Origin of the sequence: Flavobacterium humi (genome assembly GCF_004745595.1) — a bacterium.
Taxonomy (GTDB): Bacteria; Bacteroidota; Bacteroidia; order Flavobacteriales; family Flavobacteriaceae; genus Flavobacterium; species Flavobacterium humi.
On record NZ_SRLH01000004.1, the window covers coordinates 423,024 to 445,792 of the forward strand.

Sequence of the window (22,769 nt, forward strand, 5' to 3'; positions counted from 1 at the left end):
AAATCCCTCGTTTGAGGGATTTTTTTATGCCCTAAAGGCTGTAACTTTTCTCAAATAAACCGTCAAAATAGTACTAAAATAACTACTAATGAAGTCAAAAATCTTTTACGCATTAAGCATCGGCAACCTGCTGGCCTTTAGTTTCTATCTTTTTTCTTTCACTAACAAAACGACAACCACTCTTGATTTCCAGGACAAGATCATCAAGGTAAGAGGTGTTGTCATTGTAGATTCCCTCGGGATTGAACGGGTTATTATGGGTTCGCATTTGCCGGAACCTAATTTTGGTAAGAACGGATACGGGAGCAGGGCAAATTCAAGAGGTAAAAACGGGGTTTCGGGCGTGATGCTCTATGATGCGGAAGGACAGGAAAGAGGAGGCTACGTGACCGATGACAATTTCGGGAACGCCTTCCTGACACTGGATTCCAAAACAAGCATGCAATTATTGCTATTATCCGAACCTCAAGGTGCTGCAAGCGTCATACTCAACAGTGCCGATAGGAAAAATGTAGTGACATTATCAACCAATGATGAAGATGCGGGCATAAAAGTGAAAAAAAACGATAAAAACATACCCTTATATGAAAATGAAAAATAATACGATGCTCTTCGCAGTGCTTTTCCTTTTCACCATAAGCGGAAAGGCCCAGGATATTTTCATTCCTAAAATGACCAATATAAACCCGGTATCGTACACTGATGTAACCTATATCGGCAGTAAAGACACCGTACTTGTGGGTACTTATAGCGGGCGCATCGCCAAAAGGATAAAGGGAAACCCGAAAGAAATCCCTGTGGCAAAAATCCAGGATGAAGTCTTTTCCTTAGCCTATCATCCCAAACGAAAGGAAATTGCGGCAGCCACTTTGGAACACGGCATCCTTATTATCAATGCCGTTACCGGAAAAACCATTAAAAGCCTGCCTTTGAAAACCACGTGGTCCATTGCTGTTTTCTTTTCCGAAGATTGTAAATACCTGGTTACCCAGGACCAGAAAGGAAACCAATACATATGGGACGCGTCCAAAAATTACCAGGTATTGCCGTTGCCGGCTGATTTCCCAAAAGGAACCATTATAGCCATCAATACGCAAAACATAGCCACCGTTGTCAGTCCTAATAAAGTGACATATTGGGATAGAAACAATAATACTGTACAAAAAGAGGTTACTGTAGATTTGAAGAAGTTTGCCGATATGGATACGGAAGGCAATTTCCTGTCCCTGAATTATAATGAATGTACCAAATATAACAGCAATTCGCACACGGTAGCATTCAAAGTCAAGCATCCCAACTGGATTACTCATGATGTTGAGGATTACAGTAAAGTTTATGAAGACAATTACAGCATGAACCTGACAACCGCAAAGTTTGCGCGCAATAAGATGTATACTGCGAGTATTGACCGCTCAATACGCGTATGGGACAAGGCAACCGGGGAACTTTTGAAAACCCTGTCAGACCATAAAGCCACCGTACATAAACTCCGGATAGCAAAGGGCGAAAAACAAATGGTTTCCATTGACCTGAAAGGCGGGATCTTTTTTTGGGACCTCGACTAAAATATAAAATCCCTCGTTTGAGGGATTTTTTTATGCTTCTCCTTTGGCAAAACCTACATTTTCCCGGAACAATTGCGGCGAGACATCTGCATTTGTCTTAAAGAAACGGCTGAAATAATATTCGTCATTAAATCCCAGTTCATACGCAATCTCCTTAACCGGTTTCGAGGTTAGGTACAGTTCCCTTTTGGCTTCTATCACAATGCGCTCGGAAATTAAATACGTCAGGGTTTTGTTCAGGTGTGTTTTGGTGATTTTTGCCAACGAATTGGGTGCGATGTTCAATAATTCGGCATATTCACTGGCGGAATGCTTTGTTTTGTAATGCTGCTCGATGGCATCTTTCAGGTGTTGTAATATAAAAGGCTCTTTTTCATTGGAAAAGGAAATTTTCCGTTCCGCCGCCTGCCGGACTTTGATCCTGGTCAGGTTAATCAGGATGATTTTCAGGTAGGAAATGAGCGATTCGTGTTGTGCCAGTTCCGCGGCTTTCATTTCTTCTTTTATCAGATCGATATTGGACAGGAAGCGTTCCAGTTCCCTGTCATCCAAACCCAACACCGGCGATTCGTAAATATTATTGAATAAGATCCCGTTGCAGGCCACTTCCTTCTGATGGTTATGGATACAATAGAAATCGGAATGGAAATAAAGGATAATCCCTTCTATCGGACAGCTGCCGGTAATCATAAAAGGCTGGTACGGTGCAAAGAAAAGCACGTCATTGGCCCGGATATCGTATTCGGCAAAATCCGCGTTGAGTTTCCCGCTGCCTGCCGTAATGAGGATGATAGCATAATAATTGAGCCGTTGCAGATGGTCAAAATGCGAATAATCCTCAAAAGAAAGGACTTTAAAGAAAAGGCTTCCGTTGCGGGAATTCACCAAAGTAAAAGCGTGTTGTGCTGTCATGATGCAAAAATACTATTTTAGTTTTCTTTCCGATGCAGCGATAGGCAAATCATTGATGCTCGCATACCGTTTGCACATCAGGCCGTTGTCGTCAAATTCCCAATTTTCATTGCCATAGGCCCTGAACCATTGCCCTTCCTTGTTATGGTATTCGTATTCAAACAACACGGCCATCCTGTTCCCCCGGAAACCCCATAATTCTTTTTTCAGGGTATAATCCAGTTCTGTTTCCCACTTGGATTTCAAAAAAGCTTTCACTTCGTTGCGGCCATTAATAAATTGTGTACGGTTCCGCCATTGTGTGTCTTCAGAATAGGCCAGGCTGACCCTTTCGGGATCCTTTGAGTTCCAGGCCTCTTCGGCTAATCTTACTTTTTCCAAAGCAGTTTCGAGGGTAAACGGTGGCAAAGGGTGTTTTTGTTCCATAAGTTGTCGTGTAAAAAAGGCAACCGGCATTTCAACCGGTTGCCGGGGTTAAAATCAAATGGCTACGGCTTCAATTAAAGCGGCTTCCGGAAAATCCAAAGCGATGCCAACCGCATTGTTAAAGTAGTTGGTAAAGATGTTCAATCCTGTATGGGCAATGATTTCAGTAATCATGCCTTCGGTAAATCCTGCGTTTTTCAAGGAATCGATATCCTGGGCGCTTACATTCCCTTTTTTAGCAATCAGGGTTCTGGAAAAAGCAAGAGCGGCTTCTGTCTGCGGGTCTTTTGACTTTCCTTCCTTGGCCAAATCAATCGAATCCGAATCTATTTTCAGTAAATTCCCGCCAATATAGGTGTGGGCTGCATTGCAATAGTCACAGCTGTTGGCATTGGCTACTGTTAGCGCAATCAGTTCCCCTAATTTTGGCCCGATGGCACTTTCGCCCAAAGCTCCGCTGAAAGATAAATAACCGTTAAGGGCCGCCGGGGAATTCCCCATAGTCCGCATCATGTTGGGCACCATGCCTAATTTTCCCTGTACGGCATTGAAAAGTTCTTTTGTTTTTCCTGAAACCGTTTCAGGATCGAGTGCGTTGATTCGTTGCATGTCTTTGTCTTTTAAATTGATTGTCATTATTGACAGTACAAAGATCAAACAGCGGGCAACGTTTTAAAATGGACAAATAATGCTTGTTAATGGATGATTTTTTAGGAAAGATGATTACACCCGCAACATTCCCCTGAAACCCCTTGCCGCATAATACGATTCAGCACCATTATGGTACAAAAAGACAGTCCCGTACCGAAAATCACAAAAAAGGGCGCCGCCTAATTTACGGATGGCAGCCGGGGTTTGGATCCAGCTGGATGTTTTCGCATCGAAATTCTCAAGTTGCTGCAATTCTTTGTATTGTATTTCGGTTAGTAGGGAAATGCCCATCTCGGCAGCCATGTCCAGGGCATTATGAGCCGGTTTGTGCTCTTTCCTGGAAAGCAGTGCTTCGCGGTCGTAACAAAAGCTCCGGCGGCCTTTAGGGCTTTCCGCAGCACAATCGCAAAACAAATATTCGCCCGTTTTTTCATCATAGCCAATAACATCAGGTTCACCACCGGTCATTTCCATTTGATGGAGCGACCAGGTTTTAGCAGCCTCAGATTCGAGTTTGGCTTCAATATCAGGCCAGGTAAGGCCTTTATGGCGATGGCTGTTTTTCTCAAAGCGTGTTTTCAACGTGGCAAGCAGGGATGTTTTTTGCTCCGCCGTCAATTCTTTTGCAGTATTGCTCATAGGTTTCTGTTTTTTGTTTTTAGGGAAAGCAATGCTTTACAGGTCATTCAATCCTTTTCCATCGAAAATCTGATCCATGCATTTTTCAATCCTCGATACCCTTGTTTTGGATTGTTTCGGTGCCGAAAAGTGTAATAAGTACCCTCTTTGCCGCCCGGGTGTCAGGGCTTCGAATGCTTTTTTGAAATCTGGGTTTTCCGCCAGTTTTACCTGGAATTCTTCGGGAACCGCAAATTCGTCCGTTTTTTTGAAAACAACCCCCAAGCCGGCTCGTTCCACTTCTATGGCTTCATAAATATGGGCTTTTAGCACAGGTTCCAATTCTTTTATCTGCTCCAGATTTGTAAACCGTACCTGCCGTGCCGCCTGCACATTTTCTGCCTGCCGTACCAAAATGCCATGGGTATCCTGCAACAGGGCACCTTTAAAAAACAAAAAAGCGCAGTAGTCCTTAAAGGTGTGGATCAGGACGATGTTGTTCTCCCGGAATGTGTAACAGGGAGAGCCCCATTTCAATTCTTCGGTAAGCTGGCAATCCAGGGCAATGGTCCTTAATTTTTCGATAGCGGGCTGCCATTGTTCGGCGGTATCAAAATAAAAATCAACGTTAGGGTTCATGCTGCTTCTTGTCATGGTATGGTATTTTAATAGCTGGGAATTGGTTTGTTCTTCAATCGATAAATATACAAATTTTCTGACTATTTTCGTTTTCAGGATAGCAAATCAAAAGTATCATAAACACAAAATGCCCGCATAATAGGGGCATTTGCAGCAGTTTTTGCCATTGGATATTATTCTGTCTTTCCTTTAAAAGAGGCATAAATAGCCATGGCATGCCCGTGGCCCAAGTCAAAATCCTCTTTGAGCCAATTGGTAATTTGGGTAGCTTTTACAGTCGGTTTGACTTCTCCGGCTTCCAGGAATCCTTTTTCTTCGGCCAGTTTTTTAAAATCTTCTGGGCTTTTGCCCGTTTTGGCCTTGATGTTATTGATATACGCTTGAAATGACATGGCTGTTAAGAATTTAGTTTGTGGTAAAATCGATAAGAGACTAGTAAGATGCCCAAGAAAATCAAAGGAAGCAAAACACCAAACCCAAAGCCGTCAATGGCAAAATGACTGATCGATGCAAACAGCAATACAAAACTGAAGCCGGCATACGCCCATTCTTTGGCAAGTTTAGGAGCCTGTGGAAAAATCAGGGCCAGTGCTCCCAAAATTTTGAATACTACCAGCGCATTGCCAAAATAAACCGGATACTGCAAATGCCGGATGCCTTCCTTGGCCAGTTCCGTTTGTGAAGTAAAGGCAGGAATCAGCCCTTCCATAATAAAAATAATACTAGTCGTGGTCCAGAAAATGATTTTGTCTTTTTTCATGATATTGATTTTTTAAGTGTTAATGGATACCACAAAGATGCGGCAGGTTACGCAAACCTATAATGTGCAAAAAAGACAATAAAAGGGTGGTTTGCGACAAAGGGTGATTAGTGTTTGGGTGTTTTTGCCCAATCGAAAACAGCTCCTTGAAAATGACATAGTAATACGTAAAAAGAACAGGGTATTCATATCGTTTTTTACCACTTTTTTTTTCTGTAAGGAAGATACCCTGACGTCCCTTTTTTTTAAAAGCCGTTTTTCTACGTATTACTACCTATCAAAAGCGGTGTTTGCCGGTATTTTAAAGGGTTTAGCGCGATTCTACATTCGTCCCACTAACTTTAAAAAAATACAAAATGGCATTAGATGCAAACACAGGTGGGGCAATTAGTTTAACCACAGCGCAGGAGTATATTTCCGAATTCCAGAGAAGGTATCCGAATGAGATCAAAGCCTCTTTTATTGGCGCAAATAACGTAAACAGCCTTTTGGTCCAGAATGACTGTATCGGCATCCGGATTTATAACGGATACGATGTAAAGCAAGAGAAAATGAATCAGGTGCTGGTAGGAGTTGATCCACAGGAAAACGATATGCGGGATCTCATCATGGATGATATGGCGGTTTGCCCTCCTTATTGTCCAATTAATAGTATATTAGATTAAATTTTTCTAATTTTGGCGGGAGACCTGTATCTTCTAGGTTTCCCGCTACATGATAGAACTATTACGCAATACCGTTATTCTATATGGCTTGCTACCGCTGGTCCTGCTATTGGTACTTAAGCGGAAAGTGAGCAAAGAAGTAATTTACCTTGAACCCTTTATATGGTTTGTAGCTTTAGGCAGTCTTTATGAATTCATTTTTACCATACTATTGAAGGTAAACAGCGATTACTGGCTGCGATTCAATAAAATAGCTGCTTTTGCATTGATTGCCTATTTTTTTTACCATCTTTTACGCAAACGGTATACGCTTTTCTATATCTTATTTTCAGCTGTTTACTGTTTCTTTTATTTTTGGCTCCTATATTTTTTTTGGAAATCCTCTGATAACCTGTTAACGAATTCGTATCTTACCATTTTTCAGTTGGTAGTGGTTTTGCTTTTTGCTATCTTATGGTTTAGGAATTTGTTCCTAGAACTTTATTTTGATTCATTACTCAGGAACCCTGCATTTTACTTTGTCTCCGGTTTACTTTTATTTTACGCCGGCAGCGTCTTTTTATACCTGCTGAGTGATGCGCTTTATAAGCAAGCCCCTACAGATTTTGCTAACTTATGGACGCTTATCATGACAATGCTGAATTTTATTTTCAGGACCTTATTAATTTTTGGAATTTGGAAGGGAAAAGTGAAATAGCTTCAACGCTTTGGATAGGGACGGCGGTTATGCTGCTGTTTGCCTTTGGCATATTGTTCCTTGTTTTATTTTACCAGAATTATTTCATCAAAATGAAACGCAGGGAAGCCGAACTCTTATTGAAAGCCTCCCTGGAAAGCGAAAAGCAGGAACGGGTGCGTATTGCTGCAGACCTTCATGATGGCGTTTCCGGCGACCTGAATGCCATTCGGAATTACCTGTCCATTTTACAGCGCAACGAGCAGGATACTGAAAAGAAAGCGCTTTTTGCCGAAATCAAAAGTGGGGTGGAAGCCGCTCTGGAAAACACCCGGCAAGTATCCTACAAACTTATGCCGCCCTTATTGGAACTGGCAGGATTTACAGCAGCATTGCAGGATTATTTCGAACGGCTCACACTGAATTCCAAGATTCAATTCGAAGTGAACTGTACGACAGATGCTCCTGAGATTTTCCAACAAACCGGTTACGAACTCTTGCGTATTGTCCAGGAACTTACAACCAATATGATCAAACACGGTGCCATTACCCATTGCCATGTGGCTATATCTTCCTCTAATGAAGAATACCGTCTTGAGATTACCGATGACGGGACACCCTTTGATTTTAAAGGACAATTGGCAGTTGCCACAGGAAGCGGCCTCAAGAATATCAGTTCCAGGTTGAAGGTCATAGGAGCACGGATGGAACAAAAGGAAGCGCCAAAAGGGAATCATTTCACAATTACATTAAAAAAATAAATATGCTGCAAATAGGCTTGGTTGATGATCATCGTCTTTTTAGAAAGAGCCTGGCGCTTTTAATTGCCGCCATCGATGGTGCCGAAGTGGCTTTACAGGCCGGCGATGGGAACGAATTTTTAGAACAACTGGAGTCTGTCCCGATTGATTTGGTCTTGCTCGATATCCAAATGCCTGGAATGGACGGTTATGAAACCTGCAAGCAACTGCGTAAACGATACCCGGAGATCAAAATCCTGATCATTTCCCAGCTCACTACCAAAGAAAGTATTCACAAAGTCATGGAATTGGGCGCCAATGGGTTTTTCTCCAAGGATGCCGAACCCGAAAAACTCGAAAAAGCCATCTTGGGCATTAAAACAAAAGATTATTTTTTCGACGACGACCTGGCTTCTGTAATCCGTGAAGCCATACTATGGGAAAAACGCCTGCCACTTAATCTTTTGGCTTCCCCAGTACCGATTACCCGCCGTGAAATGGATGTCATACGATTAGCCTGCAAAGAAATGAGCAGCTACGAAATTGCCGACAAGCTTTGCATCAATGTGCGTACCGTCGAAACCCACCGCAAACGGATCATGGAAAAAACCAACTCTAAAAACTTCATAGGAGTGGTGCTGTTTGCCTTACGGCATGGGTTATTGTTGTTGGAGGAGGTGTGAGGGATAGGGTTGTTTTTTATTAAGAACAAAGAAGCAAGAACCAAGAGCAAAGAAATAGTTTTGTTGAGATTTACTTTGTCAGTCCGCTTCACTCGTGCACTCCTTTGCCGGAATGACAAGATCACGCAAGCTTTAGCCTATGCATGATGTTTTATCTTAACGTTTGTCATCCCGACGAAGGAGGGATCTCCCCAATCTTTCCACGCCCTACACCACGCCCTTTTGTTTTTTACGCAAAAAATCAAGGAAGTATTTTAGCGTTGGCAGAAAGGAGGGAACCAAAAAGCGAGGAGGAACGAAGAGCGGCCTGATTCCCGATAAGAAAATCCGTAGATTTTAAGTAAAAAACAATCAGGCTTGATTTTTTGTTTCTTTTAGTTCACCGTAAATTTATTTTCATCGGTGTTCACTGAACCTCATACTTCGGTTTGTATCAAGGCAAAAGAAAAAGAAACAAGAAATCAGTTTACAGAGATTACTTCGTCAGTTCGCTACACTCGTGTCCTCTTTCGTCGGAATGACAAACGTTGCGCAATCTTGTCATTCCGACAAAGGAGGAATCTTTTCAAGTAAAACTGCTGTTAGTATTTTCTTTGTGGCAAAAAAACAATCCCAAATAATTTTGCCACAAAAACTGTGGCAAAAAAAATACAACAGAAAAAATTGCCACAACTTTTGTGGCAAAAAAATAATTTGAAGAAAAATTGCCACAAATTTTGTAAGAATGCCTGAAACAAAAATTCGGACTATTTGCTTTTGGATAATTGCTGTTGAGAATATTCAGATGATATTGATACATACTTTATTGCATGAGGGGAAATTTTAGATTTATCTTAACAGGAAAGTCATTAAATAGATAAGAAAGACAATGTTTGAATATAACAATACTATGATGAGTTATAAGGATGGAAAAGTAAGTGTTTATACGTATTGCTTGAAGGTCAAAATATGTATAAATTGCCTTGTATAGAAATCTTAAACTATAGTAATCATGACAAAAGTTATAATCGTAAATATTAACTCTGAACTGAAGGAAAAATTAAAAGAAAATATTCATTTTCTTGAATTTGAACCGACGCAATTAAATCAATACTTAGAGGAAGGCTGGGTGATTAGAAGTGTAGAGTTTGTAGCACCGTCAGATTCTTTATTTTCATTTAGTGCTGTTTATGTTATAGGTAAATAATAGACAATAAACCCGATAGCACGGATTTGCAACCCGTGCTCACAAAGAAAATAAAGAGCAAAAGCTTTAAAAAGTTGAATCTTATATTAGATTTGTAATAATTGGAACTGGCACAGATTGCAAATCCGCGCTATCGGGTTGGTGCGATCGCGAATTTTGTAGAAAATAAATGTTTACGTTTCGCAAGAAATTTTATCTTAACCGAAAATAATCAGTTCTAAACTTTGTAGACTTGCCAAGCGTCGGAACGTTATGCGGCTGCAAATTAACCAAACATTCATATTATGCCTTCAATTATAATTGAAAATCTAAAGAATATCAGGCTGCTAAACTTTGAGATTCCAAATGGAGGAGTACATGTTTTAACGAGTGTTAATGGATCGGGAAAAACAACTCTACTTACATGCCTAGAAAGAATAATAAATAGTTATGCATTTCAAAGGCATTTCAAGACTTCTAATAATGATCAATTTGATAATTATAGGAATGCAAGAATAACATATATTAGAAATGCCACTACTTCTGTCACATACAGATATAAAAATACGCGGTGGGTACCAGCTCCAAGGAAAAATTCCAATCTTCTATTACATTTGGGTTTTAGTCAGGTAATTTATTTAACTTCTAGCGATGAAAGGTTTTATATACAAAATCAAGAATTAAATACAGCGAACATTTCAGCAGCTTCTCAATTTATAAAAGATGGGATGAATGAAATTTTTCAAACAACTAAATTTACAGATTTACGTAGAATTAAATTGATTGGAAAAGGTTTAGGTAATGTTAGACGAAATTTCGGATATGTTTTACCCCTAGGAACAGTTGGAGGTCAGAACAGGTATTTTTCTGAAAAGAATTTTAGTTTAGGCGAAGTTCTTATATTGAATGCATTAAGTGAATTAAGTAATGCTGTAAATAATGGTTTAGTTTTAATCGACGAAATTGAGCTAGCATTACATCCTAAAGTCCAAATCCTTTTTTTAAATTTCTTAAAAAGAATTGCCAATAATAAAAACCTAACTGTTATTTTATCGACACATTCATCTAGTTTAATAAAAGCAGCTCCTAGGCTTATTTTTCTATCAAGAAATTCAAATGGGAATGTTGAAGTAGAATATGATTGCTATCCCGCAATAGCATTACAAAATGTTGCAATAACCGAAGAAGTACAACCGGATATTGTTTTTTTTGTTGAAGATATTTCAGCTAAATATCTATTGCAAGAACTTATAAATTACTATCTAACACATATAAATACAACACGAAGACCAATAATGAAAATACTTCCTGTTGCTGGATATAAACAAACTGTATACTTCATGGTTTCATCAATGTCTTATTTAATACCATCAAATACTAAAGTCTATAGTTTTCTTGATCAAGATGTGCAATTAACCATAAATACATTGGCTGTAAAAGTGAACAGAACAATTAGCGAACAAGAATTATTAAATGTATTTAATGCAAATAACCAAATAATTAAATATTTACCAATTACACCTGAGCTAGGAATTGTTACTCACTTAAATAATAATCCTACAACACATATAATTCCACTACAAAACTTATTTAACGAAGTTTTCGACATTTCTCAAATTATTGTTGATGAAAATAATCGTGGACTAGTCTATTCTGCAAACCCAAGAGATGCTGCAAAGGTTAGAATACAATATTATATTGAGAGAATAAAAAATGCTACAAATTTAGATGAGCCTAGAATAAAAATTATGCTGACGCAATATTATTCTATATATTATGGAATAAATAATGTTGGTCTTTTACAAGGACTATTAAATCCTATTTTCGTATAAGCACATTCGCATAGCAATAGAGTACCAGGCAAGAAAGAAGCTACTTTAAAACCTTTCTCTGAACTTTCTAAATCGGGAAAAGTTGTGAATGCTTATAACGCTTTGTTAATGGCAAAAGAAATGAGTAAAAAGAAAAATAACAACTGATTTGAAATATGAAATTTCTACCCATTTTATTATTCGTTATTTTACTTGTACGAGATATAAGAAAGTTTGCTTCGTCCTATAAGGAAACAAACATTGTAAACTATAAAGATATTTTAGGTATTGTAATTATGGTAATTGGGATTGAATTAGTCTTGTATCATACTTTGGAGTAGGAAAGAAAAAGATATTGAGTGCTTTTTTTGGAAAAGTTAAAGAGTACTTGCGTATATTTATGAGTTAGCAGTAACTTTAAACGAAGTTTAAAACGATGAAAGAAACAACTCTAAAATCAATTGATCAATTGCATAAATTTTTGGAGCGATTCCGAAAAGCAAGTCATTTTAAATTTAGAGGTCAAAGTGATAAATATTGGGAATTAACCCCAAAAGCTGGAAGACAAGAGTTTAAAAAAGTAAGAGATATTACCATATTTGAACATTGGAAAAGACGAGCACCATACTACCTAGAAAGAGAAAATTATAATGAATGGGAGTTGCTATCAATTGCTCAACATACTGGGCTTCCAACAAGGCTATTAGATTGGACTCACAATCCACTAGTTGCATTTTTTTTCGCAGCATCGGAAAATTATGAAAAAGATGGAGCCGTTTATATTTATAAGGCAAATCATCGTGTACTACATGAAAAATATGGTCCCTTTGAACTAACCATTCCAATTGCTTTTTTTCAGCCTAATGTTTCTTCAAACAGAATTGCAAATCAATTCGGCTATTTCACTATACATTTAGACCCTAAAAATGCACTAAATGATGATACAAAGGATGGTCATTTAGAAAAACTTATTATTCCATCAGAACTAAAAAAAGAAATAACACATATGCTTAATCAGTACGGCATAAACTATTTAACTTTATTCCCTGACTTAGAGGGTTTATCAAAACATTTGAGTTGGTTTGCAGAAAACAACAATTTTTGGAATAATACATTTGATGAAGATGGTTTAGACTAAAAGCTACTGCTAACAGCGGTTTCGCAAGATTAGGGGTTTAGTGGAATTACCGTTTTATTTCATATATTCGTTTCGGTAGAAAATACTCTGCTACAAAGTCCCTAACCTCGCCAAGCCGCGGAACGTTAACTGCTATTGAAACAAACATAATCGTAAAAATGAAACTTGACGAAAACAACTCAATAATTTTAAATGAACTTGGAGAAGTTTCAAAAGACTTTTTAGAGATAGGAATCGATTCACTAATTAAAGACGGAGCCTTAAAAGATATACCTATTGTCGGTTCGATATTTAGTTTAGCTAAAGTTGGATATAGCATCAAAGATCAAATCTTACTTAAGAAGATATGCTTATTTCTGTTTGAACTTAAGGAAATTTCAGATTTAGATAAAAATCAGTTCATCCATAAAATAGATACAGATAACAATTATAAAAAAAAAGTTAGCGAAAGTCTCTTGCTAATACTTGACAAATTTAATGACTACAATAAGGCGGAAATGTTAGGAAAGCTATTTGCCGCTGCTATTAAAGGAGAAATTGATTATAAAATGTTTTCAAAATTGTCACATATAATCGACAGAGCTTATTTTGAAGACTTAAAAGTGTTAGTTTCAATTTATAATAATGGAATTACATTATACGAATACGATGAATTAGATGAATTATACAGTATCGGCGTTCTGACAAATCTTGGAATTAGTGGTGACATATTTTTACATGATCAGGATGACAAAGTTCCTAATACTAAAAATGAATTTGAAATTAATATCTACGGAAAAAAGATAGTTGAATTAATATTTCAATAGTTAATATTAGCTAATTGTAGAGAGAATACTCTGCTCCAAAGACTCCAGCCTAGCAAAACCCCGGCACGTTGACAGTAATTATTGGGCAGAAAGAAAATTAAGAACATAAATTGGGAAACATAAAAAAGAAATTATAAATTTACAATTAACTATTTCCGAGTAAGTTTAAATAAGAATTTATCCGGAGATGGCAGAGTGGTTTATTGCGCTTGTCTGAAACACAAGTGGACGTTTATTCTTCCCACGGGTTCGAATCCCGTTCTCTCCGCTAAATTTTAGTTATGGCTCCCGAGGGAGCCATTTGGGATTTTAGACAACTTCAATTAATTTTAAAAACTACCTATGGGAATTTGCAAACTTTGTCAAAAAGAGAAAAAATTAATAGAGGCTCATATAGTTCCAAAATTCATGTTCCAAAAAATAAAAGATGAAAATCACTCTTTTTATGACATTACTTATAATAGATATTAGAAAAATAACTCAATATAAAAAAAGAATAAGTTCAAATAAAAATATAAAAAGTAATGAGCAAAAAAATAAAAAAAACAATGTGGTTCTTTATGTTACTCATCTTACCAATAGCATTGTATGCTCAAAAAGATGTAACACAATTTCTCGGTATTCCTGTCGATGGAAGCAAGTCTGAAATGATACAAAAGTTAAAGACTAAAGGATATACAATTAGTCCATATAAAAAAGATGTTTTAGTAGGTGAATTCAATGGAATAGACGTCAATATATATATTGTGACAAACAACAATAAAGTATGCCGAATTATGGTTGCCGATGCCAACACACTAGAGGAAACGGACATTAGAATAAGGTTCAACACGCTCCTACAACAATTCCAAAATAATAAAAAATATCTTTCACTGCCAGACTCCACTATTTCAAAATACATTATACCAGAAGGCGAAGATATTTCTTATGAATTATCAGTCAAGAATAAACGTTATGAAGCTATTTTTTATCAAAAGACAGCAGATTACGACTCTTTAGAAATCGAAATGAGTAACCTTTTAAAAAAAGAGACATTTAATGAGGAAGATAAGGAGCGTTTGAGTGTGATAATGAAAAAAAAGGTTGATGAGAGTAACTTCAATAAGGTAGTTTGGTTTATGATTAGTGAACATAATGGAAAATATTCCATTTCAATGTACTATGACCATCAATATAACAGAGCAAACGGAGAAGGTCTTTAATCATCAAATAAAAACCTGCCTCTAACAGCGATTTTATAAAATGGCTGGAGCTGATGTTTAATTAGAGGAATGAGTGAATGTTCTTCTTCGAAGTGAGGTTTTTTCTTTCTAACTTTTCGGTATATTTGTAAACATCAATAATAAAAAATCCATCACTTGATAAAGCCGGCGAGACGTTATATGCAAGTTTTCAACCTAGATTATGGAAAAAGAAATCTTTGAGAAAGCCTTTATAGAAAGTTTGAATAAAAACTTTGAAACTCATGCCGAGTTCTTCGATTTTAATTTTTACACTTATCCTGAATTAGGAACTTCAATTTTCGAAATCAACAAATGTCTTATTCTTGGCTTCTATAGAGCATCTATAACTTTGACAAATAACGTTCTAGAAAGAGTTTTAAAACTTGCATTAATTTATAATGAAGCTGGACTTGGACAAATACCTATTGAAAATTGGAGCGATATTTTCTCGGGACCAAATGAAAAATATGGTACTAAACAATTAGGAAATTCAATAGAATTGTGTAAAAAAGAAAACTTGATTACTGAAGATGAAAAGAATATCTTATTTGATACAATCAGAGAGCTTATGAGAAATGGATTTTCACACTCTGACCCAAGTAAAATTTTAAAAAATTTGCCCGATAAAACTCAAGTTTTTCAGGCGACTTTCTCAAATCCAAGTGATATAAAAGAAATTTATTTGAATTATAAATCAATTCCAATATTCCAAGATATGCAAATGGACGCGTTTGCGAAAGAAAATGCTTTTGAATATTTTAAATTTGTTTTTGGGCTTATGAAAAGGTTAGATGAAAGGTTAAAATTAAAATATAATATAAATTAAACTTGCATATAACAGCGGTTTTGCGAGATTGCGAATTATATGGTAAATTCAGGTTTATCTTTCGCAAGAAATTTTATCTTAGCCGAAAGGACTCGGTTACGAAGTTCGCAACCTCGAAAAGCCGACGTGACGTTAGCAGTAATATTAAGACCCAATCTTTAAATGGAACAATCTGATTTTCCTAACTTATCAAAAGTTCGTAAGGCAATAAAAAAATTCGAGCAGTTGAAATGGCCAGAATATGAAGAAGGTCAAGAGATAAACAAATTCGTTGAAGAGTTTGATAAAATTGTTACTTCCGAACTTGGTCTTATCCTTAATTATTTAATGCCGTTGAAACATAAAGAGTTTTCATTCGGAATATTTAGGGTTCGTGAAGTCGATTCATTTAATAATATAAATTTATTTACTGAACACTCATATCCACCACCTTCAATTACAAAATTTGGCAGATGCAATTTCCCTAAACACCCTGTTTTTTATGGCTCAAACAATCCAATTACAGCATTAATAGAGGTAATCAGAAATGGTAATTTCTCAGGTAAACGATTTTGTATTTCTTCGTGGAAAATTAATAATCCTGAAGAAGGATTAATATTTGAAAATTTCCTTCAAAGTGATTTACATGCAGAAAATAATTTCGCTGTTCTTGCTAAAGCAAAAATTAATAAAATCCATGAACCATTCAAAACAAGTGGAGTAAAAATCAGTAAAACGCAGAAAGATGGAATTGCTGAATTTATGAAGTTTCTCGACACTCAATTCATTAGCGATAATAACTATTCATTTTCTGCTGCGCTAGCTCATAGACAAATCTTTGCAAAACATAATTATAATACTGACATATTGTTATACCCGAGCGTTCAATCAAATATGAAAGGTGTAAATTTAGCTATCAATCCAAATTTCGTTGATAATCATTTACAATTACAACGTTGTTACATTGTTGAGCTGAATAGTTACAACATAGAAACAGGTAAGTTCAATATAACTTTTTTTGAATATGGAGATGTTATCAAAAATCAGCTTTTCTGGAGAAAGCTTAAGCCTGATGATATAAAATATCAAACATATTTCAGAGAGGATTTTAAAGATTACTTGGACAAAGACCATAAATTTGAATTTGAAAAACAATAAAAAATACTACTGCTAACAGCCGTTTTAAGAAATTGAGAATTTAGGCTAAATTTAAAGGGGTGTCATCTAGCATATATATGATAACTTAATTTATGCTAGATGACACCAAATAGATATAGACTTATAAAATAAACCCTCATAAACCCTGATTATGACAAGGTTTTTTAAATAGCCAAATAAGTCAAAGTTCCCTCTAAAATTACTTTTCTAGGCGTACTATTTTTGATTTAATACTAATGGCTAAAACTTCGCCGGCATTTATAATTTTATTCGGATTAGCTGAAAAGTTGTAATTCCCTATTCCATTGCCGGCATCAAAAATTTGTCTTGCATTATTAATGACTGTCACAATTCCACCAGCTGTTATCGTTTGATATATGGAATAGATATACAATTTGATTTCTACATCCTTGTCGGTAGAAAGATAATATCTCTATTCAAATAAACAATTATTTTATAAAATACTATTACGTATTTATACTGGTTTTAACCTTGATATCTAAAGTTGTGTTGCTTGTTTTTGTGGCAAAAAAACAAACCCAAATAATTTTGCCACAACTTTTGTGGCAAAAAAGTTCAACGCGAAAAAATTGCCACAACTTTTGTGGCAAAAAAATAATTTCAAAAAATTTTGCCACAAAAAATTTTCTTTTAAAAAGATTCATGAGTTAGTCCATCATTTAAATTATTAAACTCAGTAATAGTCAAATGATTTAATGCCGAATTCTTAGCTAATGTGGACTCTAAAAATATACTTCAACATGATGATTTGAATTAATATTACTATTTATGGAAACTGTTTGGTGAAATGGCTTAATCGACTTGACGTTTTTCTTCACGAAAATTTTATCTTTAACAGAAATAATCCGTTTGCTAGCTTCACTACTGTATCAAGTCTAGGAAAGTTACCAGCAAAACGAAAATTACGTTTATCTTAAAAAGAACACTATGGAAATCGGAAAACAATTTAATAGTCTGAATCTTAAAGAATACATCTTTTATATTGAAAATCATAAAAACTATACCGATTTCAATACTTTAGGTCTTTATCGTTCTCTCATTGAGAATGAAAAAATAACTTTAGAGGAAAAAATTCAAGTTCGGGATTTTGCCAATCGTTGGTTTCAAAAAACATTCGATTTTCTTCAAATAAAAGATCCTTGGACTTATATAAAAGTTCAAAATTTAGGATTAGAACTAACAAACGGGGACAAAGAAGAAATGTGGCGAAAAATAAGAGAAAATCAAGAAAAAATATTGCGCCAAAAAAGAATCAGGCATAAAAATTTTGGAGAATACTCAAAACACAATTGTGGTTATGAAACCTGTCCTATGAATGGTATAATGATTAAACAAGGTTCATATTTTGCAGAATATGAAATGTGTATTGGAAACATCAATAAGTATATACAGAAACAAAAATCTGAAAGAAGAAAATCAGACAGAAAAAATGAAAGTCAGACTATAAAAAAAGAGTTAGATTTAGAATAACCCGCTAGCTGTAACAGCATTTTTTGGGAATAGCCATTATTTCCTGTGCCGGAGACTTAATGGTTTGATGAAGCTTTTTCAGCGTAATATTTTTTCTTAATTTACCGCTATTGTCACCGAGCCACGTTATGATATACATTGAATTTAATCCATTCTGGTAATAGATATTAAAGAAGTTATCTGAGTTTTTTGTGTATAAATACCTTAAAGCAAAAAGATGCTCCCAGCTTCTCTATAAACCCAATAATCTAAAAAACTCCGACAGCCTAATATTCCTAGCTTCACAAATCTTTATAATCGTATCTAAGCTTATTTTATAATTTTCGTCATTTTTGATACTGCGGACCGTTTTTTCATCTATTCCGTGATCCAATGCAAAAGACCTTTGGGACTTAGCCTGGCTAATCCATTCATTTGCTATATAATTAACTATTTTACGATTTGCTTCTATCATAGTTAATGCAAATGAACTCTTAAATAAAAAAAATAATTCGGATTGAAATCCGCAATAATAAATATTTTCCTATATTTACCTCAAAATATATATTTTTGCGATTCTTCAAAAACAATATTGAAGCATTCGCTTTGAATCTCGCCTTAGGAAACTGGTAATTTTTGCAACGGGATGATAAGTACGATGCTCACGCTTTAGGGCGTGGGCTCACTTATTGTTGCAATGGTATACCAGTACCTCTAAGGCAGTAAGATGGGTTCCGCGCCTTTTTTATGCGATATACTTCCTTACTTCAAAGCATACTTCACGTTTGGGTTTCGCAGTACACAATGTTTAACCCTTAAACCGAAATGCCTATGCTATAAACAGTAAAGTAAAGTCTCAACGCCACTCTTATATAAGAGATTGCTCGTCGTGCCTCCTGGCAACGACAAATTTAAAAAAAGACTTCCTACCTCGTCGCCAAACTCGTTAGGAAGCCCAAGCAAAACAAAACGATTGTTTCATTTAACCAACCCAATACTATGAATAAAAATTCAGTATTCAAAACCGGTAAGGCTTTTTGTCATACCTTAGTAACAGGCTTATCAGCCGTTTTTCACCTTAAAACAGCTTCCAAATCAAGAAAGCTGTACCGCCTTTTTGTCCTATTAGCTATAACCATTACATTTTTTAGTTGCGAGAAAAATGATGAGGAAATCTCTCCTCCCAACAAGTCCGTAAAGGAATATTCCTTTAACGAAATCATCAAACAGCCGAAATTCAACAAAGCGTATCATTCGTTTACAGATAAAGTAAAGAAACGTAAAGCCTTTAAGAATAGAAATGCTCCGGTTAAGGATGATGATTTTGCGATAGATTCCACAACAATCAAGGAAATTACAGTTGGTAATGTTACTACGTATACCATGGGAATCGTTAGGCGGTATGATACTGAAGGTTACTTTGAAAACCTGATTGTCAAAGTAAACGGCAACGATTCTATTAATGCCTATATCACCCAGTATTTTCCCGATAGAGAAACTATTTACAACAAGCAACACCATTCTTTTAGTTTTAGCGGTACGACCAAAACCAGGGAAATCATTTTTGATTCCTCCATTTTTGAAACCCAGGATGATGCTGAAGTAATGTGTAATTCGGTTTGGATGTGTGATTTTGGTGTCTCAATACATGCCGCTGGAGAGAATTGCACACAAACATTTGTAGTAACCTTTTGTAGTGGTAATGGCAGCGGTGGGAGTTATCCCGGTACAAGCACAGGAAATCCCGGTGGCACTGGTGGTGTGAATACGAATACTGGCGGTAGCCCGATATATACTTCCATAGTGTACCTGTCGGAAGAAGAAGCCATGGTAAAATACAATGCTTTTTATAACCTGTTATCCGCCCAGCAAAAACAATGGCTTATAGCAAATGCCGATGCAGCACAGGAAATATCCAATTATTTATGGCTTACCAATTATGCCGGGAGTAAAAAAGCATTTGCCAAAGATGCCATTGACCTGGCCATGGAAGAAGCCAACCAGGCTGATGGCAAGAATCTTTTAAAAATTTCTCTAATACTGGAAAGAGGGCAGTATGAAACCTATTCGTTAGATGCTAATTTCCTCAATAGGATAGACCCGTATGTTGATTTGGATTTGTCAAATGAAGATATTCACGATCCTTTGGTAACCGACTTAATAGTAAAATACCATGTTTTAAAATCGATATATCCAGAATGGAGCGAAGCGAAATTATTTAAGGAAACCTTCCGAGATTTAGGGCATGCGGTTCTCGATCTCTTCGGATTGGCGCCGGTTATTGGGGAACCTGCTGATTTAATCAATGGCGTTATTTATACCGTTGAAGGGGATCATTTAAATGCTGTTTTAAGTTATGCCGGTGCAATTCCCATTACAGGATGGGTAGCAACGGGTACAAAATCTGCTCTTAAGGTAAGCTCAACCGTTCCGACTGTGTATGCCGTAGCTACAAAAGTAAAACTGACATGGAAAATAAAGAATGGATTTCTTACATTTGGTCAGCGTGAGCAGTTGCGGAAAGTATTGGGAATGGCCGCTTCAAGTGTGGACCCTAGGCAGGCGCATCATCTGATACCATGGGCAAAACAAACAAACGAAGTAGTACAGAAAGCAGCTAAATATGGTTTTCATATGAACGAAGCTTTAAATGGGATACCATTAAGTAATGCAGTTCATAATGGAAGTCATGCAGTTTATGACCAAAGAGTTGTAGATAGGTTGATGGAAATAAGGAATCAATACGGAGCAAATATGACTCCACAGCAAGCATATAATGGTTTGTCAAATTTAATCCATGATATTAGAACAGCCATTTTGAATAATCCTAATACACCAATTAATCAATTAATTTTTTAAGTAATGAACTTTTATAGTATAAATAATTCTCTTGACAATAAAATTGTAGGTGATTACAATCAAGTAATAAATGCAGTTCATAATTGCGATATTTGGGAAAATCCAAAATTCATAGATAGAATTGATTTTGTAAAGATTGATTTTGAGCCGATAACTTCGAATGCAATATTAGAGAAGAAAGCAAAATTAACAGACCTAATAAACGCTAGTTGTGTAGGGTTTAGTTTGAAATTACTCACTAGCGATAAGTTAATGCACATACTTGAAAAGTATTCTCATGGTAAATGCCAATTTTTTGAATCTCCAGTAATCTATAAAAATGAGAAAATCCAAAAATATTGGATAATACATCCATATGCTTTTAATATGGGGTTCATTGATTTTGATAAAAGTACAATAAGCGCTCGTATTCAAAAAGAGGGAGGAGGAACAGAAAGAAAAACATTAGAAATTAACTCGTTAGATGATTTTATGAACTCACTAAATTTTTATAAAGAAAAGGGGGGAATAATTACAATAAATAATGTTTATTTAAATAATGATATAGAGGATGATTTTTTTATATTGAGTAATGTTGAAGGAGGAATTAAGTATATTGTTTCTGAAAAGCTGAAAAAAGAAATTGAGGATGCCAATTGCACTGGAATTGAATTCCAACCTGTGGGATTGTCTATTAATGAATGGCTAGGTAAAAACGGCGAAAGAGAAAAAATATATGGCAAAATTTAAAATTGTAATACTACAATATCATGCAAGAAAATTTAATAAGCAGGGCAACTGTCAATGATATCACTTTTATTACCAATACACTTTTTGATTTATTGGGTATTAGTTTAATTGTGGTCATGATTTTTATCTTCATCCACCTGTACCGGAAAATCATCAAACTGATCGAAGGCAATAGCACTTACTAGTTAAGTAAGGAGATTATTTAAAAACTCCAAATGAAATTCATTTGGAGTTTTTTTATATAATCGTAATAGAATAGAACAAAGAAAATAGACAAAAGAGCAAAGAGCAAAGAACAAAGAGTCAAGAACAAAGAACAAAGAACAAAGAGGTAAGCTTCCCCAATCTTTCCACGTTATCTTTCCCACAATCCATCGCGCCCTCACAGCATAATCCGTAGAAAACAACAAGTCATGAAGCGGCAGCGTTCCGTATAGTCGAGTCGGAACGACGAGCGGTTCGGGACGCGGAGCGGAATGACGCGGTAGTTTTCAGGATTGTGCTGTGCAGGCTTGATTTTTAGTACTTTGCATCAAGACAAAAGAAAAGAGAGAATAGAAACAATAAGTTTTAAAAGATTCCTCCTTCGTCGGAATGACAAACGTTGCGGTAAAAACTGTGTTAATAAATTATTCTCAAAGTGTCATCCCGACGAAGGAGGGATCTCCCCAATCTTTCCACGCCCTCCACTTCGCCCTCACAGCATAATCCGTAGAAAACAACAAGTCATGAAGCGGCAGCGTTCCGCATAGTCGAGTCGGAACGACGAGCGGTTCGGGACGCGGAGCGGAATGGCGCGGTAGTTTTCAGGATTGTGCTGTGCAGGCTTGATCTTTGGTACTTTGTATCAAGACAAAGTACAAGAAGAAAAGAGGTTTGCAGAGATGTTTCCTTCGTCAACATGACAAGATTGCGCAACATTTTCCATCCCAACAAAGGAGGAATCTTTTCAAGTAAAACTACTGTTAGTATTTTCTTTGTGGCAAAAAAATAATCCCAAATAATTTTGCCACAAAAACTGTGGCAAAAAAAATACAACAGAAAAAATTGCCACAACTTTTGTGGCAAAAAAATAATTTCAAAAAATTTTGCCACAAATGAATATCAGGTTGAACCTCATACTTCGGTTTGCATCAAGGCAAAAGAAAGAATCAAGAAATCAGTTTGCATAGATTCCTCCTTTGTCGGAATGACAAACGTTGCGCAATCTTTCCAAGCCCTTCTTTCGTCCTAGTATTCGCAGGCGAGCGTCAGAAAGTCGAAGTGTCCG

24 protein-coding genes and 1 tRNA gene are annotated in these 22,769 nt (G+C 36.2%); 17 read left to right on the plus strand and 8 right to left on the minus strand.

Annotated features, from left to right (window positions below):
• Nucleotides 1-88: 88 nt before the first annotated feature.
• Both E4635_RS09545 and E4635_RS09550 read left to right on the plus strand, forming a co-directional pair.
• Nucleotides 89-601: a hypothetical protein gene (locus E4635_RS09545; protein WP_135526409.1), complete on the plus strand. Its 513-nt coding sequence runs from the start codon at nt 89-91 to the stop codon at nt 599-601.
• A complete protein-coding gene (locus E4635_RS09550; protein WP_135526410.1) occupies nt 585-1,565 on the plus strand; it encodes a WD40 repeat domain-containing protein in 981 nt (326 codons plus the stop codon). The genes E4635_RS09545 and E4635_RS09550 overlap by 17 nt, the downstream gene beginning before the upstream one ends.
• Before the next feature lie 30 nt (nt 1,566-1,595).
• On the opposite strand, the gene E4635_RS09555 is transcribed toward E4635_RS09550, so the two are convergent.
• From E4635_RS09555 to E4635_RS09585, 7 genes are all read right to left on the minus strand, one after another.
• The gene (locus tag E4635_RS09555; RefSeq protein WP_135526411.1) at nt 1,596-2,477 is read right to left on the minus strand and encodes a helix-turn-helix domain-containing protein; all 882 of its coding nucleotides are present in this window, start codon (nt 2,475-2,477) and stop codon (nt 1,596-1,598) included.
• A 12-nt stretch (nt 2,478-2,489) separates the two neighbouring features.
• Nucleotides 2,490-2,903, minus strand: a complete 414-nt coding sequence (locus tag E4635_RS09560) for a nuclear transport factor 2 family protein (RefSeq protein WP_135526412.1) — start codon at nt 2,901-2,903, stop codon at nt 2,490-2,492.
• 54 nt (nt 2,904-2,957) lie between these two features.
• A complete protein-coding gene (locus tag E4635_RS09565) occupies nt 2,958-3,512 on the minus strand; it encodes a carboxymuconolactone decarboxylase family protein (protein ID WP_135526413.1) in 555 nt (184 codons plus the stop codon).
• A gap of 114 nt (nt 3,513-3,626) precedes the next feature.
• Nucleotides 3,627-4,193, minus strand: coding sequence for a DUF4256 domain-containing protein (locus E4635_RS09570; RefSeq protein ID WP_135526414.1), 567 nt, complete (start codon nt 4,191-4,193; stop codon nt 3,627-3,629).
• Nucleotides 4,194-4,229: 36 nt separating this feature from the next.
• On the minus strand, nt 4,230-4,811 hold the full coding sequence (locus E4635_RS09575) for a YdeI/OmpD-associated family protein (protein ID WP_211518750.1): 582 nt from the start codon (nt 4,809-4,811) through the stop codon (nt 4,230-4,232).
• Nucleotides 4,812-4,984: 173 nt separating this feature from the next.
• Complete coding sequence (locus E4635_RS09580; RefSeq protein WP_135526416.1) at nt 4,985-5,203, minus strand: DUF4287 domain-containing protein; 219 nt, start codon at nt 5,201-5,203, stop codon at nt 4,985-4,987.
• 5 nt (nt 5,204-5,208) lie between these two features.
• On the minus strand, nt 5,209-5,571 hold the full coding sequence (locus E4635_RS09585; RefSeq protein ID WP_135526417.1) for a DoxX family protein: 363 nt from the start codon (nt 5,569-5,571) through the stop codon (nt 5,209-5,211).
• A 356-nt stretch (nt 5,572-5,927) separates the two neighbouring features.
• Between E4635_RS09585 and E4635_RS09590 the strand changes: the two genes are divergently transcribed.
• The 12 genes from E4635_RS09590 to E4635_RS09645 all read left to right on the plus strand — a co-directional run bounded on the left by E4635_RS09590 (nt 5,928) and on the right by E4635_RS09645 (nt 17,932).
• Complete coding sequence (locus tag E4635_RS09590) at nt 5,928-6,236, plus strand: hypothetical protein (RefSeq protein WP_135526418.1); 309 nt, start codon at nt 5,928-5,930, stop codon at nt 6,234-6,236.
• A gap of 615 nt (nt 6,237-6,851) precedes the next feature.
• Nucleotides 6,852-7,673, plus strand: coding sequence for a sensor histidine kinase (locus tag E4635_RS09595; RefSeq protein WP_135526419.1), 822 nt, complete (start codon nt 6,852-6,854; stop codon nt 7,671-7,673).
• Between the two features lie 2 nt (nt 7,674-7,675).
• Nucleotides 7,676-8,335: a response regulator transcription factor gene (locus E4635_RS09600; RefSeq protein WP_135526420.1), complete on the plus strand. Its 660-nt coding sequence runs from the start codon at nt 7,676-7,678 to the stop codon at nt 8,333-8,335.
• A 991-nt stretch (nt 8,336-9,326) separates the two neighbouring features.
• On the plus strand, nt 9,327-9,521 hold the full coding sequence (locus E4635_RS09605) for a hypothetical protein (RefSeq protein WP_135526421.1): 195 nt from the start codon (nt 9,327-9,329) through the stop codon (nt 9,519-9,521).
• 284 nt (nt 9,522-9,805) lie between these two features.
• The gene (locus E4635_RS09610) at nt 9,806-11,332 is read left to right on the plus strand and encodes an ATP-dependent nuclease (RefSeq protein ID WP_135526422.1); all 1,527 of its coding nucleotides are present in this window, start codon (nt 9,806-9,808) and stop codon (nt 11,330-11,332) included.
• Between the two features lie 415 nt (nt 11,333-11,747).
• Complete coding sequence (locus E4635_RS09615) at nt 11,748-12,449, plus strand: FRG domain-containing protein (protein ID WP_135526423.1); 702 nt, start codon at nt 11,748-11,750, stop codon at nt 12,447-12,449.
• 158 nt (nt 12,450-12,607) lie between these two features.
• Entirely contained in the window at nt 12,608-13,255 is a 648-nt protein-coding gene (locus E4635_RS09620) for a hypothetical protein (RefSeq protein ID WP_135526424.1), read from the plus strand.
• Nucleotides 13,256-13,438: 183 nt separating this feature from the next.
• Nucleotides 13,439-13,523 (plus strand) — tRNA-Phe (locus E4635_RS09625).
• A gap of 256 nt (nt 13,524-13,779) precedes the next feature.
• On the plus strand, nt 13,780-14,457 hold the full coding sequence (locus E4635_RS09630; protein WP_169630235.1) for a hypothetical protein: 678 nt from the start codon (nt 13,780-13,782) through the stop codon (nt 14,455-14,457).
• Between the two features lie 202 nt (nt 14,458-14,659).
• Nucleotides 14,660-15,304: a hypothetical protein gene (locus E4635_RS09635; RefSeq protein WP_135526425.1), complete on the plus strand. Its 645-nt coding sequence runs from the start codon at nt 14,660-14,662 to the stop codon at nt 15,302-15,304.
• A 162-nt stretch (nt 15,305-15,466) separates the two neighbouring features.
• A complete protein-coding gene (locus tag E4635_RS09640; RefSeq protein ID WP_135526426.1) occupies nt 15,467-16,441 on the plus strand; it encodes a hypothetical protein in 975 nt (324 codons plus the stop codon).
• 948 nt (nt 16,442-17,389) lie between these two features.
• A complete protein-coding gene (locus tag E4635_RS09645) occupies nt 17,390-17,932 on the plus strand; it encodes a hypothetical protein (protein WP_135526427.1) in 543 nt (180 codons plus the stop codon).
• Between the two features lie 232 nt (nt 17,933-18,164).
• Here E4635_RS09645 and E4635_RS09650 read toward each other — a convergent pair whose 3' ends face one another.
• Nucleotides 18,165-18,386, minus strand: a complete 222-nt coding sequence (locus E4635_RS09650; RefSeq protein WP_135526428.1) for a helix-turn-helix domain-containing protein — start codon at nt 18,384-18,386, stop codon at nt 18,165-18,167.
• Between the two features lie 524 nt (nt 18,387-18,910).
• On the opposite strand from E4635_RS09650, the gene E4635_RS09655 reads away from it, so the two are divergent.
• The 3 genes from E4635_RS09655 to E4635_RS15740 are packed head-to-tail and all read left to right on the plus strand — an operon-like array spanning nt 18,911 to nt 21,684.
• Nucleotides 18,911-20,770 (plus strand): AHH domain-containing protein, encoded by a 1,860-nt coding sequence (locus E4635_RS09655; protein ID WP_135526429.1) that lies wholly within the window; start codon nt 18,911-18,913, stop codon nt 20,768-20,770.
• Between the two features lie 3 nt (nt 20,771-20,773).
• Complete coding sequence (locus E4635_RS09660) at nt 20,774-21,499, plus strand: imm11 family protein (protein WP_135526430.1); 726 nt, start codon at nt 20,774-20,776, stop codon at nt 21,497-21,499.
• A 20-nt stretch (nt 21,500-21,519) separates the two neighbouring features.
• Nucleotides 21,520-21,684, plus strand: a complete 165-nt coding sequence (locus E4635_RS15740) for a hypothetical protein (RefSeq protein ID WP_169630236.1) — start codon at nt 21,520-21,522, stop codon at nt 21,682-21,684.
• Nucleotides 21,685-22,769: the final 1,085 nt, after the last annotated feature.